Origin of the sequence: Bradyrhizobium manausense (assembly GCF_001440035.1) — a bacterium.
Lineage (GTDB): Bacteria > Pseudomonadota > Alphaproteobacteria > Rhizobiales > Xanthobacteraceae > Bradyrhizobium > Bradyrhizobium manausense.
The window spans coordinates 1-13,770 of the sequence record NZ_LJYG01000009.1; the positions used below are offsets into that span (position 1 = coordinate 1).

At 60.1% G+C, this 13,770-nt stretch carries 11 protein-coding genes and 3 pseudogenes; 11 read left to right on the plus strand and 3 right to left on the minus strand.

All coding sequences use genetic code 11. The features are described from left to right. Positions 1-118 precede the first annotated feature (118 nt). The 5 genes from AOQ71_RS01720 (at position 119) to AOQ71_RS01740 (ending at position 5,386) form a co-directional block, all read left to right on the plus strand. Positions 119-1,555, plus strand: coding sequence for an IS4 family transposase (locus AOQ71_RS01720; protein WP_057740977.1), 1,437 nt, complete (start codon positions 119-121; stop codon positions 1,553-1,555). 115 nt (positions 1,556-1,670) lie between these two features. Beyond that, positions 1,671-2,018, plus strand: coding sequence for a transposase (locus AOQ71_RS49535; RefSeq protein WP_057740979.1), 348 nt, complete (start codon positions 1,671-1,673; stop codon positions 2,016-2,018). 766 nt (positions 2,019-2,784) lie between these two features. Continuing rightward, a complete protein-coding gene (locus AOQ71_RS46920) occupies positions 2,785-3,462 on the plus strand; it encodes a tyrosine-type recombinase/integrase (RefSeq protein WP_245316618.1) in 678 nt (225 codons plus the stop codon). Further along, positions 3,462-4,376: a tyrosine-type recombinase/integrase gene (locus tag AOQ71_RS01735; RefSeq protein ID WP_057740981.1), complete on the plus strand. Its 915-nt coding sequence runs from the start codon at positions 3,462-3,464 to the stop codon at positions 4,374-4,376. Before AOQ71_RS46920 ends, AOQ71_RS01735 begins: the two co-directional genes overlap by 1 nt. Further along, on the plus strand, positions 4,373-5,386 hold the full coding sequence (locus tag AOQ71_RS01740; protein ID WP_057740984.1) for a tyrosine-type recombinase/integrase: 1,014 nt from the start codon (positions 4,373-4,375) through the stop codon (positions 5,384-5,386). Before AOQ71_RS01735 ends, AOQ71_RS01740 begins: the two co-directional genes overlap by 4 nt. Before the next feature lie 123 nt (positions 5,387-5,509). Here AOQ71_RS01740 and AOQ71_RS49540 read toward each other — a convergent pair whose 3' ends face one another. Beyond that, positions 5,510-5,857, minus strand: a complete 348-nt coding sequence (locus AOQ71_RS49540) for a transposase (RefSeq protein WP_018270221.1) — start codon at positions 5,855-5,857, stop codon at positions 5,510-5,512. Between the two features lie 251 nt (positions 5,858-6,108). Beyond that, positions 6,109-7,248: an acyltransferase family protein gene (locus AOQ71_RS01750; protein ID WP_245316619.1), complete on the minus strand. Its 1,140-nt coding sequence runs from the start codon at positions 7,246-7,248 to the stop codon at positions 6,109-6,111. Between the two features lie 624 nt (positions 7,249-7,872). On the opposite strand from AOQ71_RS01750, the gene tnpB reads away from it, so the two are divergent. Together tnpB and AOQ71_RS01755 are read left to right on the plus strand one after the other, a co-directional pair. Next, complete coding sequence (tnpB, locus tag AOQ71_RS50100) at positions 7,873-8,067, plus strand: IS66 family insertion sequence element accessory protein TnpB (RefSeq protein ID WP_083513851.1); 195 nt, start codon at positions 7,873-7,875, stop codon at positions 8,065-8,067. Between the two features lie 46 nt (positions 8,068-8,113). Next, positions 8,114-8,919: pseudogene (locus AOQ71_RS01755) on the plus strand (IS66 family transposase); the annotation flags it as partial. Positions 8,920-9,092: 173 nt separating this feature from the next. Here the strand turns inward: AOQ71_RS01755 and AOQ71_RS42255 are convergent. Next, a pseudogene (locus tag AOQ71_RS42255) lies at positions 9,093-9,977 on the minus strand (IS630 family transposase). A 113-nt stretch (positions 9,978-10,090) separates the two neighbouring features. Between AOQ71_RS42255 and AOQ71_RS01770 the strand changes: the two are divergent. The 4 genes and pseudogenes from AOQ71_RS01770 (at position 10,091) to AOQ71_RS01775 (ending at position 13,766) form a co-directional block, all read left to right on the plus strand. After that, positions 10,091-11,353 (plus strand): IS256 family transposase, encoded by a 1,263-nt coding sequence (locus tag AOQ71_RS01770; RefSeq protein ID WP_057740987.1) that lies wholly within the window; start codon positions 10,091-10,093, stop codon positions 11,351-11,353. 219 nt (positions 11,354-11,572) lie between these two features. Continuing rightward, positions 11,573-11,707, plus strand: coding sequence for a hypothetical protein (locus AOQ71_RS49545; protein WP_256436599.1), 135 nt, complete (start codon positions 11,573-11,575; stop codon positions 11,705-11,707). A gap of 214 nt (positions 11,708-11,921) precedes the next feature. Beyond that, positions 11,922-12,126: pseudogene (locus tag AOQ71_RS42260) on the plus strand (group II intron reverse transcriptase/maturase); the annotation flags it as partial. Between the two features lie 272 nt (positions 12,127-12,398). After that, positions 12,399-13,766 (plus strand): IS110 family RNA-guided transposase, encoded by a 1,368-nt coding sequence (locus AOQ71_RS01775; RefSeq protein WP_057740990.1) that lies wholly within the window; start codon positions 12,399-12,401, stop codon positions 13,764-13,766. Positions 13,767-13,770: the final 4 nt, after the last annotated feature.

A 13,770-nucleotide genomic window follows, 5' to 3' on the forward strand; every position in this document is an offset into this window, starting at 1 on the left:
CTTCCAATTACCCACAATTTGCGGTCGATTTAGACGACGTGTCCGCGGCGAAAACTTGAATCGGCAGAATCTCTTGTGATTCGTTGTCGAGCACCTGATTCGAATTTGATGGTGCTTGGTGGGCTTGGTACTAAAGGATCTTGCGGAAGCGCGTGCTCAGCGATTGACGACCGGCATCGAGACGTGGGTTGATCGGGAAGTTGCGGGATGCGAGTTTAAGGATGAGCGGCTCGGCCGCCGATTTTGCAAGTTGCTCGGGCTGATCGGGAGCGACATGGGTCAGAGCATCCCGCTGGTTTGTCAGGACTGGGCGAACACGAAGGCCGCGTATCGCTTCTTCTCCAACGAACGGGTCAACGAGGCGGATATTCTTGGCGGCCACTTTGAGGCGACGCACGGGCGCGCGACGACAACGGAGGGGCCGATCCTTGTCCTCCATGACACGACGGAATTCAGCTTCAAGCGAGAGAAGCCGGATCTGATTGGCTTTACAGGTAAGACGGCAGGGCGCACGCAGTGCGGCATCCTGATGCATTCGAGCCTCGCCGTGACGACCGAGGGGCTTCCGCTCGGACTGGCGGCAATCAAGTTCTGGACACGCAAGAAGTTCAAGGGGACGACGGCCCTGAAGCGAAAGATCAATCCGACACGGGTTCCGATCGAGCAGAAGGAGAGCATCCGCTGGCTGGAGAATTTACGACAATCGACCGACCTTCTCGCTGCCCCTGGACAATGCGTTCATATCGGCGATCGCGAGAGCGACATCTATGAGCTGTTCTGTCTGGCCGAAGAGGTTGGAACGCATTTCCTGGTGCGAACCTGCGTTGATCGACTCGCCGGGGACGGCAATCATACAATTGCCGACGAAATGGACGAGGTCGCGGTCAAAGGTCTGCACCGGGTGGCTGTCAAGGATGACAAAGGTGATCCGGATGAAGCGCTTCTTGAAATTCGATTCCGCAAGCTTCGAATTCTGCCGCCGATCGGCAAGCAGAAGAAATATCCTGCACTCACTCTGACCGTGATCCATGCTCAAGAGCGCGGAACGCCGAAGCGGCGAAAGAAAATCGAGTGGAAGCTTCTCACCGATCTCCCGGTCCAATCGCGCAAGGACGCCATCGAGAAGCTCGAGTGGTACGCGCTGCGGTGGAAGATCGAAGTCTTCCATAAGATCCTCAAATCGGGCTGCAAGGCGGAGGAGTCGAAATTGCGAACCGCTGAGCGATTGGTCAATCTGATCGCGGTCTTCTGCATTGTGAGCTGGCGCGTCTTCTGGATGACGATGCTCAATCGCTCCACGCCGAATGCGCCGCCGCAAACGGCGCTGACGGAAACCGAAATCAAGCTTCTCGATCATTTGGTGAAAGATCGGGGTGCCAACCGCTCTCAACGAACCACGATCTCCCACTACGTCGTCAAGATCGCGCGGCTCGGAGGATACTTGGCCCGAGCCAACGATCCGCCTCCAGGAAATACCGTGATCTGGCGCGGACTATCGCGACTGATCGACATCGAATTGGGGGCCGCGATCGGGGCTAAAATTATGGGTAATTGAAAGCAAAGAGACCCCGTCTGGCGGAGTGGATGAGCGATCGGCTATCGGGTGCTGAGTTTGTGAGCCGATGTGAGCTTCTATGTCTGCGCCTAGTTCTGGAACTAGAACCTTCCATATGATCGAAGCGGTCGCCGAGCGTCTTGAGGGAGCGCCGCGGCAGCTTCGCCGGCGCTGGTCGGAGGAGTTCAAGGCGCAAGTTGTGACAGAGGCACTGGAGCCTGGCGCGAGCGTATCGGCGATCGCCCGCCGGATCGGCATTCACCCGTCGCAGCTGTTCGCCTGGCGCCGTGATGCTCGGGCCGAGTTGCATTGTCTCTCGCGGCCTTCAAGTCGCGAGGTTGTGGTAACGTCTGTGGCAGGCGCGGTGATCGAGATTGCGATTGGCGAAGTCATCGTGCGCGCCGGCGTGGATGTCGACGAGGCGCACTTGCAGCGGGTGATCCGGGCGGTCCGTTCGGCATGATCCCCTCTGGTGTGAAGGTGTTCCTCGCGAGCCATCCAGTCGACTTCCGCAATTATGCGGAGCCCACGATTATGCGGAGTGTGCGGCCGTTCAATCCGAGACCCGCTTCGTTATCAACAGTTTAGTTCCTGCTGCCCTCTTTCTTGCTCAGCATAATCTGAGGCCTCCCTTCCTGCCTTGATGGCAACGAAAGGGAGACAAGGAATGGCCAAGTCGAGTGAGGATCACTGCCACGGTTTGCGCTGCATGGACGCAGGCGATCTCGCCCCGCTGGTGACGGAGTTCACACGACACCTGACGGTGTTGGGGCATAAGAGCTTGACGGTGAGCGGCTATGACGCTGCAGCCCGTCACCTCGCGCAATGGCTGACGCTGTCCAAGGTCGCAGTCACCGACATTGATGATGGCGTCACCGATCGGTTCGCTCGGCATCGCTGTCGATGCCCCGGCATACGTCGCGTGAAGGGCGTGTCCAAGAAGTACGTGAGGCGGGTGCGCCGGTTCGTCGAGTTTCTCGGCGAGCGCGGAATCGTCCAGCGCAAGCCGAAGCCCGCATTACCGACGCCCCACCGCAGGGTGGTCGAGTTCCAGGACTGGCTGCGACAGCATCGCGGCGTCACAGAGCTGACAATAGATCGACATGGTCGCATGATCATGCGGCTGCTCCCGGCTGCTTGGCAGCAAGCCGCGAAACTGGAATGCCCAACTCATTCGCGACGTGATCATTGCAGAGACGAAACGGGTCTCGCTCGCCTATGTGAAGACTATGACGATGGCGCTGAGAGGATATTTACGGTTCCTCACCGCGCGGGGGGTGTGCCGGGCGGGACTCGATCATGCTGTGCCAATCATTCCGCAGTGGCGACTGTCGTCGCTGCCGCGATACATCAGCTCGTCAGATGTCGAGACGTTGATTGCAACGTGCGACCAGACCACGGCGACTGGCGTTCGTGATCGGGCGATCCTGCTGCTGTTGGCACGACTGGGCTTGCGGGCCGGCGACATTCTCTCTCTTCGTCTCACTGATATTGATTGGCAACAGGCGACGCTGTCGGTTCGTGGCAAGGGGCGGCGGGAGACGAGATTACCATTGCCGCAAGACGCCGGCGATGCCTTGCTCGCTTATCTGGATCAGGCCCGGCCGCACGTCGCCGATGGTCGAATCTTCTTCATGTCGAATGCACCAATCCGGCCACTGACAGGTTCGAGCGCAGTCTCTGATGTTGTGCGTGGTGCAATACGAAAGGCCGGTATCCCCGCTCCGTCGAATGGGGCCAACCTGCTTCGGCATTCGGCCGCGACGGCCATGTTGCGGGGCGGCGCGACGCTCGACACAGTTGGCGCCGTACTGCGCCACCGCTCACCGGACATGACCGCGCACTACGCCAAAGTCGACGTGACGATGCTGCTGCAGATCGCGCAGCCATGGCCGGGAGATGCGTGATGCTGAGTCAATATCTGGCCAAATATGTGGACCAGCAGCAGTCGCTGGGGTTCAAGTTCCGTGTCCAGCAAATCCTGCTGAGGGGCTACGTCAGCTTCGCCGAGAAGCACGGCGACCGGCACATCAGAAGTGCCCGGGTCCTGGCATGGGCCGCACGAGCGCCGTCACCGGAGCAGCGCCGCAACCGGTTGCTTACCGTGCGGCGGTTTGCGCTGGCGATGCACGCCGATAATCCGCGCCATCAGGTTCCGGCGGCGGATGCACTCGGCCACGCCGTCGTCAAGCGGCGACCGCCTTATATCTATAGTGCGGACGAGATCGCACGATTGCTTCGCGCTGCGGCGGCACTCCGGCCGGTAGGCTCGATCAGACCGACCATGTACGTAACGCTCTTCGGCCTGCTCACCGCTACCGGCATGCGGATCGCGGAAGCTTTGGCGCTGCGGATCGACGATGTAACTGCCGATGGGCTCGTCGTCCGACAGACCAAGTTCCAGAAGAGCCGGCTGTTGCCACTTCACGCAACAGCTCGGCTGGCGCTCGACAGATATCTGGTCACCCGGCGGTCGCTGACCACCACAGATCGTGCTCTCTTCGTATCGGTTGCCGGACAGTCGCTGCCCTACAACACTGTGCGACGCATCTTCCTGCAACTCCTCGACAGTACCAATCTCAGGGGCGCCTGCGCGGGGCGAGATCCGCGCATCCACGATCTGCGCCACACCTTCGCGGTCCGCTCGCTGGAGCAGTGCCGCCACGATCGTGCTGCGATCGCCCGCCATATTGTGGCGCTCAGCACCTACCTCGGCCACGCCCACGTGACCGACACCTATTGGTACTTGCAGGCGACGCCGACCCTAATGGGCCAGATCGCCGAGGCCGGCGAGGCATTGCTCATTGGAGGCGCCGCATGACTGCGCTCGCCCCCTACCTGAGCAGCTTCCTGCGCGAGCACCTGCCCAAAGAACGCCGGGCGAGCCAGCATACCTGCGAGGCGTATGCCCAGAGCTTCCAGCTGTTGCTCCAATTTGCCGCCGGCCGACTCAAGCTCAAGCCATCGAAGATCGAGATCGAACGGCTCGACGCGCCGCTGATCTTGGCATTCCTGGAGCATCTAGAGAAGCAGCGCGGCAACTCGGCGCGAACTCGCAATGCCCGGCTCGCTGCGATCAACTCGTTCTTCCGCTATCTGGAATACAGGGTGCCATCCTGCCTCGACCAATCACGTCGGATCCATGCGATCCCGATGAAGAAGACCGATCAGGCGCTCGTCGGCTATCTCACTCGTGACGAGCTGCAGGCTCTGTTAGATGCGCCAGACGCGAGCACCGTGTCCGGCATCCGTGATCGAGCCATGCTGCATCTGGCCTTCGCCGCAGGCATGCGCGTGTCGGAGCTGGTCGGCCTTCGGCTCGATCAGATCGACCGCCAGACCATATCCAGCGTGCACATCATGGGTAAGGGCCGTCGTGAACGTGTCTTGCCGCTCTGGAAACAAACGGCTGCAGCTGTGAAGGCTTGGCTCAAAGTGCGCCCAGTCACCGACGCTCCTGAGCTGTTCTTCAACGCCCGTGCTCAGGCGATGACCCGCTCGGGCTTTGAGTACATCCTGACCAAGCATGTCGCCGCCGCCGCTCGCAAGGCGCCGTCGATCGCCGGCAAAGGCGTCAGTCCGCACGTACTGCGCCATACCTGCGCCATGCATACGCTTCAGGCGACTCGCGACGTCCGGAAAGTCTCGCTATGGCTCGGACACGCCAGCCTGCAAAGCACCGAGGTCTACCTTCGCGCCGATCCGACAGAGAAGCTCGAAGCGCTCGCCGCCATGTCGCCGCCGATGCTGACGCCCGGTCGATTCCGGGCGCCCGACAAGCTCTTGGCCATGCTGAATGTGGCCGGACGCAAGCCGAATTATGCGGAGTGAAACAGGCGAGAAGACCGCGGCGGGAACCAACTTCCCGCCGCACACTCCGCATAATCGTGGGCTCCGCATAATTGCGGAAGTCGACTGGATGGCTAGCCAGGAACACCTTCACGCCGGAGGGGATCATGCCGAACGCACTGCCCGGATCACCCGCTGCAACTGCGCCTCGTCGACGTCCACGCCGGCGCGCACGATCACCTCGCCAATGGCAATTTCGATCACTGCGCCTGCCGCAGACACCACCACACCCTCGCAACTCGAGTGCCGCGCGGGACAATGTCGCTCTGCCCGAGCATCACGGCGCCAGGCGAACAGCTGCGACGGGTGAATGCCAATCCGGCGGGCGATCGCCGAGACACTCGCGCCAGGCTCCAGCGCCTCTGTCACAACTTGCGCCTTAAACTCGTCCGACCAGCGTCGGCGAAGCTGCCGCGGCGCTCCCTCAAGACGCTCGGCAACCGCTTCGATCATATGGAAGGTTCTAGTTCCAGAACTAGGCGCAGACATAGAAGCCCACATCGGCTCACAAACTCAGCAGCCGATAGCCGATCGCTTACCCACTCCGCCAGACGGGGTCTCTTTGCGTCTCTTTGCCGCTTACGTTCCTTCTCATCCTGCGACCACCGGCGGCCGCCGCTCGACCGATGTGATCACCTCTGCCCGCGAAATCGTCATAGCGCTTCTCCTAGGATTACCCCTAGGACCTGCAGCGCTCGCGTCCCTCAAACAAGACGGCCTTTGGCGGAGGCTCGGATCGGTTCGTCGAGATATCGCTTAACAAGAAAGGCAAAAGCGATTGCAACTAGAGTCATGGTTGGTACCGCTAGCGTTGCATGATTCTGCGCAACCCAACCTGCCGAAGTTGCTCCGAACAATAGCATGAGTAGAACGTAGTGGGTCATATAAAGCGGGTATGAAAGATCTCCGATAAACTCGCTAAAACGGTTGATCGACGGACTCCCGATTGCATTAGCGCCAAGCCAAACAAGGAGCGGATATACGATTGTGACGATCAGGAAATCGTAGGGCCTCCAAAGGAAGGGCCAAAAGAAGGTCGCAAGCAGGATAAGCGGAAGATAAGATTCTGCCCGTGGCAACCGCGGTTGCCTGCCAATACGGTAAGCAACAACGCCCGCGATAAATGAAAAACCTACCCGTACAAAGCCAATCCAGAAGGTTCTGCGGTCGAAACCGCCGTTTAGGCTTCCGAAATCGTAGCACGTGTATGCCGTTGCAACCGCGGCGAAGGCGAGCATCGCTACCAACCATCGAAGCGATAGTTGGCGCAGAAAAAGAGCAAACGTTAGGCTCGCCACATACTCGCAAAGCAATGACCAGGCGGGAGCGGCTAAAGGAAAAATAGGAAAGCTGGCATTGCTGAGAAATAAGTGCGGCAATAGAAGTGCGCTGCAGGTGAGGAGAATAAAAAACTCTGTGACACTAAAATTGAATAATCCGGCAGCCATAGGCGAATAGAATCGTCCGGTTACAACCACAGCGAAGCCCAACAAGGAGCTAATTACGACCAGCGGATGCAGTCGTATCAGACGCCGTTTGATAAGTTCTGTGGGTGACAATTCTACGCGAGAAGGGTCGTAGGCAAATGCCATTACATACCCTGACAAGCAAAAGAAAAAATCTACAGCGAGATAACCGCGAGGAATCCAGTTCTGAGTACCGGACTGAAAGGGCTCATAAAAATGTAAAAAGGTGACGCAGATGGCAGCAATTCCCCGCATGCCGTCAAGAATGCTCAGTCGCGCGACCTCTTTGGCAGCGAGCGACCCGGGGTCTTCGGGAAAGGCGTTGGGATGCGGCAAATTCGGGAGGTCGTAACTGGATTTGAGCATCGCGTTCCGCATGCAAAGATTCTGCGATTCTATTAACGCATCCTTCACATTTTCCTTGCATATACTTCCATATATTTGGATATACTTGCATATAGCGTGTGCCGCTACACGGTCTGCCTCTTAGACATCTACAAGCACCGGTCGCGGTAGGGGCACGGATTTCTCCGTGCCCCCCCCCGCCAGATCCGTACGTGCGGTACTACCGCATACGGCTCCTGCCTTGGGTCATGACGTATACCTTGGGTTGGGATGCGGATGACATGCGCGGACTTTCGGGATGTATCGCCCAATGAATCGTCGGAACCTTTCCCAGGTCATGCGAGAGCGCTGGCTGCGTCGACGAAGCGAGCGCAGCCAAGCCCGGCAGACCTCGGCGCGGAACATGCCGAGCCGCTTCAGGTTTCCCGGGATCGCGTGGTAGTTCAGGTATCCCTGCATCACGCGACGGAGCCAAACGCCGGTCTCACCGATAGGCGCATGGCGGCGTTTCATCAGGTCGTGTCGTATCGCACTCAGCGTCGCCCGCAAGCGAGGCCGAAGCTGTTCGCTCATTGGTCGAGGTTGAGTTCTGCTTCGTTACTTGTTGAGAGCCGTATGACGTGAGAGCGTCACGTACGGTTCGGAGAGCGGCTCCGGGTGCAACTCCCGGGGCCGACTCACCATGGCCAGGGAGCATGCCTGTTCACCAAAAGACTCGAGAGAGGAAGGTTCATCTGGCGATCGGTTGCGGGCGAAGCAGTGACGATCTCACCGGCGCAGATGAGCTATCTGTTGTCCGGAATCGATTGGCGAAACCCTCAAGAAGCGCTGCGACCGACGCGGGTCGGATAGCCGTTTTACGGTTTGAATCTGCAACGTGATCTGATTCAATGGCTTCATGATATCGAAGCCGGACGACCTTCCATTGGACCTCGTGAGTGCCCTGGCGGCGCTGCAGGCCGAGCGTGAGGCGCGGCTGCAAGCCGAGGCGGTAGCTGCCAGTGCGCGGGCGGAGCTGTCGGCCAACGAGGCGCTGATTGCGCACCTTGAGCCTTGAGCTGCGGATCGAGAAGCTCAAGCGCGAACTGTACGGGGCAGCGCTCCGAGCGCACGGCGCGGCTGATCGAGCAATTGGAATTGGAGCTCGAAGAACTCGTTACCACGGCGAGCGAGGACGAGCTTACCGCTCAGAGCGCGGCGACGAAAACCCAGGGCGTGCGCGCCTTTACGCGCAAGCGGCCGGTGCGCAAGCCATGGCCGGACGACATCGAACGCGAGCGCGTCGTCATCGAGGCCCCGACGAGCTGTGCATGCTGCGGCGGATCGCGCCTGGCGAAGCTGGGCGAGGATGTGACCGAGACGCTGGAGGAGATCCCGCGCCGGTTCAAGCTGATAGAGACGGTGCGGGAAAAGTTCACCTGCCGCGATTGCGAGAAGATCAGCCAGCCGCCGGCACCGTTCCATGCCACGCCGCGCGGCTTCATCGGTCCGCAATTGCTGGCGACGATCCTGTTCGACAAGTTCGGCATGCATATCCCGCTCAACCGCCAGAGTGTGCGCTTTAGGGCCGAGAGGATCGACCTTCCGTTGTCGACGCTGGCCGACCAGGTCGGCCACGGGACCTTCGCCGTCATGCCGCTGTTCCAACTGATCGAGCGGCATGTGCTGTCGGCCGAGCGCCTTCATGGCGACGACAGTGTGCTGCAGAAGCACACAGAAAGGATGATCGAGATGATCTGAAAATCTGTGTGCACAAGCTGTGGCAGCGATGAGGGTAGGCCCCTCGGGATCGACTTTCAGGAGTAGGTCTCAAATCACTTCAAGCGGCTTCGCTTAAGAGGCGCGGTCGTGAGCGTTGAAGCTAGAGCATTTTCCGATCACGTTGCGTCGTAACCAGCTGCGACGAGATAATTTTGACATTCCTGGGGTGAGAAGCGTTTGAGAGCGTTGGCGATTGCCTGCCAGAGATCGGGCATGGTACGCGCTGCCGCGGCCCGCAACAGCGCCTTCAATTTAGAGAAGGCCATTTCGATCGGGTTAAAGTCTGGACTGTAGGGCGGGAGATAGAGCAGGCTTGCTCCGACGGTCTGGATGGCTTCTCGAACGCCATGGACCTTGTGAGCAGGCAAGTTATCCATGATAACGGTATCGCCCGGCCGCAACGATGGGGCGAGCAATTGTTCGACGTAGGCCAGGAAGGCGTCGCCATCCATTGGACCGTCCAGAACAAGCGGCGCGATCAGACCGTCGGAACGCAATCCAGCGGTGAATGTCGTCGTCTTCCAATGCCCGTGTGGGACAGCTGCACGACATCGCTCGCCGCGTGGCGAGCGCCCGTAGAGCCGTGCCATCTTGGTGTTGGCGCTGGTTTCGTCGACGAAGACGAGACGCTCAGGATCAAGATCGATTTGTCCTTCGAACCACTCCTCACGCGCAGCATTTATATCACCGCGCCGTTGCTCGGCGGCGTGCGCTGTCTTTTTTTAAGTGTGATCGTTCTGCGCTGGAAGAAACGCCAGAGCGACGCGATGCCGGCCGATATTCCACGACGTTTCAACAGTTCCTGCAACTCGGCGAGCGTGATATCCGGCTTCGCTGTCACCGCGTCCAATCAACTGCGAATGGGCTTCGATGCGCTGCGATTTGCGGTCACCGCCCTGGCGTTTAGGAACGATGTCGCCAACCTCCTTGAGGCGACTGCGCCAGCGGATCGCGCTGGCCGCGCTGACACCAAAGCGCTCGGCAGCCTGTCGGCAGGACATGCCACCGTCAATCGCGGAGCTATGCGGAAAAGTGGGTGATGACGGCGTGAGATAGGCGGCGTATCGAGGCGGGTGTCGAGCCTGCCAGAACCTCTCAAGGAGAGCGATACGCCATGAACGAGATTAGCAACATTGTCGCGCTTCGTCAGCCCGACGAGATCGATGATCCACTGACGAATATCCTGCGCGCTGGTGCGCGGCAGCTTCTGGCGCAGGCCGTCGAGGCCGAAGTCGAGACATTTCTCGCCACGGTGAAGGACTTGAAGCTTGCCGACGGACGCGCCCGTGTCGTGCGGCATGGTTACGGCCCGGCGCGAACGATTGCGACCGGCATTGGCCCGGTCGAGGTGGCGCGGGCGAAGATTCGGGACCGCGGGGCGTCCGGCGATGGCGAGCGGATCCGATTCAGCTCGGCGATCCTGCCGCTGTGGGCGCGGCGGAGCAGGAGCCTGGATGCGCTGTTGCCGGTGCTCTACCTGCGCGGCATCTCGACCGGCGACTTCCAGGAGGCGCTGACGGCCTTGCTGGGCAAGGACGCGCCGAACCTGTCGCCCGCGGTGATTTCCCGGCTGACGGCCGAGTGGCAAGGCGAGTACGAGCGCTGGCAGAGGCGCGATCTGTCGGCGCGACGATACGTGTATGTGTGGGCCGATGGGGTCTTCCTGCAGGCCCGCATGGAAGACCATGGCGAGTGCATGCTGGTGCTGATCGGCACGACCCCGGAAGGCAAGAAGGAACTGATCGGCTTCCAGGTCGGCGTGCGCGAGAGCGCCCAGAGCTGGCGCGAACTCTTGATCGACGTCAAACAGCGCGGGTTGCAGATCGCCCCGGAAATTGCCGTCGGCGACGGCGCGCTCGGCTTCTGGAAGGCGCTCGACGAGGTCTTTCCCGGCACGCGCCACCAGCGATGCTGGGTGACGGTCAATGTCCTGGACAAGGTCCCGCTCTCGGTGCAGGCCGCCATGAAGAAGGATCTGCGCGAGGTCTATTGGGCGCCGAACCGGGCATCTGCCGAAGCGGCGATCGATGTCTTCGCCGAGAAATACCGCGCCAAGTACGGCCGGGCGGTCGAATGCCTGGTCAAGGATCGCGACGCGCTGCTGGCCTTCTACGACTTCCCAGCCGAACATTGGGATCACTTGCGCACCAGCAATCCCATCGAGAGCGTGTTCGCGACCGTGCGGCACAGGACGGTGCGCACGAAGGGCTCGTTATCGCCCACCACCGCCAAACTGATGGTGTTCAAGCTGGTGGTCGCCGCATCAAGGACCTGGCGGCGGCTCAAAGGCACAAATCAGTTGCCGAAGGTCATCGCAGGTGTCAGATTCAACGACGGCATCGAGGTCATCCACGTGCCGGCAAACCACGCCGCCTGATCACCTCGTCACCCAAAATCCCGCATAGCTCTCAATCGCGGCTACCACCCTTTGGCGAAGATCAACCGAAAGCGCCTTGGTCATACATGCTGACCTCCTTCGCCAGCATGCAGCTTGAATCTGACTCGCGCCCTTTTGGGAATCCCCAACCGATTCATTCCGGTCGGAAAATGCTCTAACGGTCGGGAATAGCCGAACGGATAGGCGTCCGAGAGACGAATGAAAATGAACCCGCCGATGAACCGTCGTAACGTGGAAATCGTCGTCAAAACCAGAGGTGTGTCGTCCCTCTGGGATGAGCCCGCCGGAAGCCTGATGACCGGGCGAGCGGCGACCGGCGTTGAGGGGGCGTGAATCGGATGCAGGCGCTGCCGCGGAACTGCAGGAACCAGTCGCTCCGATGGAAAGGGAGAAGCACAAGCGGAGAAGACCGCGAGGCGAGATTACCGACGCGGAGCACTGGGACGGACCGATCCGTATTAGCGACGAAGGCCCGTAATGGGGCCTGAGCGAAGGGATCGGATCAGGTGGGCTGGCCATCGTCGCAACTGACAACAGGAGGACGACGGTGAACCAGCCGGGCAAACCGTTCAACATCGACAAGAGAGAGGTGTACGAAGCATATCTGCAGGTGCGATCCAATGGTGGCGCAGCCGGTGTCGACGGAGTGACGATTGAGTGAGCAGTTCGAGTCCGACTTGAAGAGCAATCTCTACAAGATTTGGAATCGAATGAGCTCAGGCGCTTACTTCCCGCCGCCTGTTCGCGCCGTCTCCGAGCGGCTGCGCATGGAGCGCGACATTTTAAAAAACTGTCACGGGCCGTTGCCCGCCTGCGCGCGGTAGAAACAGCCCGTGCTATCCTCGTATCTCGGAGGGTAGCGGCCGTCAGCTTATTGGAGGCACTAGTCCCCGTTAAAAAACGTGGTCCATGGGTGCATGCGAACTTGAGAGTGGTGACGCCGTTCCTGCGGCGATCCCGATTAGGAAGATGACGATTGGCATAGCCCAGACCCTCCTGCCCACAATCGGATGGAGGATTTGCGATGCCCAAGAGGACGACCGGTGACCGCCCGGAATTGAATCCCGTCAATGTTGGCGCAGCCGCCATCGACATTGGATCAAAAATACACATGGCAGCGGTCGACCCGATCTGCACCGACACTCCGGTACGTGCGTTCGGCACATTTACGCAGGACCTGCATGATTTGGCAGACTGGTTCAAAGCCTGCGGCGTGACTAGCGTCGCGATGGAATCCACCGGGGTCTATTGGATCCCAGCCTACGAGATTCTCGAGCAGCGCGGGTTCGAGGTCATTTTGGTCAATGCGCGTTACGCCAAGAACGTGCCTGGGCGCAAGACAGACGTCAGCGATGCCGCATGGCTGCGCCAGCTCCATTCCTATGGTCTGTTGCGCGGGAGCTTCCGCCCTGATGCCGAGATCGCAACCCTGCGGGCTTATTTGCGTCAGCGCGAGCGGCTAGTGGAATACGCTGCCGCTCACATCCAGCACATGCAAAAGGCCCTGATGGAAATGAATCTGCAACTTCATCACGTTGTCTCTGACATCACCGGTGCGACCGGGATGCGAATTATCCGAGCGATTGTCGCGGGCGAACGCAATCCCGACGTGTTGGCGACCTACCGTGATGTACGCTGCCATTCCTCGATTGAGACGATCCGCGCCGCACTGGTGGGCAATGATCGGGATGAACACGTCTTCGCGCTCACCCAGTCGCTGGAACTCTATGACACCTACCAGGCCAAGATGCTCGACTGCGATCGCAAGCTGGAATCCTTGATAACGGCGCTGACGGACAAAGGGGCCAAGCCAGTCGGCAAGCTCCCCAGACCGCGGGTAAAGACCAAGCAGGTCAATACACCATCGTTCGATGTGAGGGCCGCTCTATACGGCGTCCTCGGCGTCGATCTGACCGAGATCCATGGGCTAGGTCCATCACTTGCATTGAAGCTCATTGGCGAGTGCGGCACCGATTTGAGGGCTTGGCCGACCGCCAAGCACTTCACCTCCTGGCTGTGCCTGGCACCGGGCAACAAAATCTCGGGCGGCAAGGTGCTCTCTTCGCGTACTCGGAGATCATCCAGTCGGGCAGCTGCGCTGTTGCGGCTGGCGGCCACCACCATCGGACGGAGCGATACGGCGCTCGGCGCATTTTATCGTCGGTTGTCCTCTCGTGCGGGTAAAGCGAAGGCCGTGACGGCGACCGCTCGCAAAATTGCGGTCCTGTTCTACAACACCGTCCGGCATGGCATATCCTACAGAGATCCGGGTGCCGACCACTATGAGGAACAATATCGTAGCCGCGTCCTCGCCAATCTGAAGCGGCGCGCCAAATCGCTGGGCTTCGTTTTGCAAGCTGTTCCCTGCGGCCCTGAGGTGGCTGTTTCTTAGGAAG

Bases quoted from the DNA above. Each gene is read 5' to 3' on its own strand.
- AOQ71_RS49535 (WP_057740979.1), top strand. From the start codon at position 1,671: ATGATCGAAGCGGTCGCCGAGCGTCTTGAGGGAGCGCCGCGGCAGCTT.
- AOQ71_RS46920 (WP_245316618.1), top strand. From the start codon at position 2,785: ATGACGATGGCGCTGAGAGGATATTTACGGTTCCTCACCGCGCGGGGG.
- AOQ71_RS01735 (WP_057740981.1), top strand. From the start codon at position 3,462: ATGCTGAGTCAATATCTGGCCAAATATGTGGACCAGCAGCAGTCGCTG.
- AOQ71_RS01740 (WP_057740984.1), top strand. From the start codon at position 4,373: ATGACTGCGCTCGCCCCCTACCTGAGCAGCTTCCTGCGCGAGCACCTG.
- AOQ71_RS49540 (WP_018270221.1), bottom strand. From the start codon at position 5,857: ATGATCGAAGCGGTTGCCGAGCGTCTTGAGGGAGCGCCGCGGCAGCTT.
- AOQ71_RS01750 (WP_245316619.1), bottom strand. From the start codon at position 7,248: ATGCGGAACGCGATGCTCAAATCCAGTTACGACCTCCCGAATTTGCCG.
- AOQ71_RS01770 (WP_057740987.1), top strand. From the start codon at position 10,091: ATGAACGAGATTAGCAACATTGTCGCGCTTCGTCAGCCCGACGAGATC.
- AOQ71_RS49545 (WP_256436599.1), top strand. From the start codon at position 11,573: ATGAAAATGAACCCGCCGATGAACCGTCGTAACGTGGAAATCGTCGTC.
- AOQ71_RS01775 (WP_057740990.1), top strand. From the start codon at position 12,399: ATGCCCAAGAGGACGACCGGTGACCGCCCGGAATTGAATCCCGTCAAT.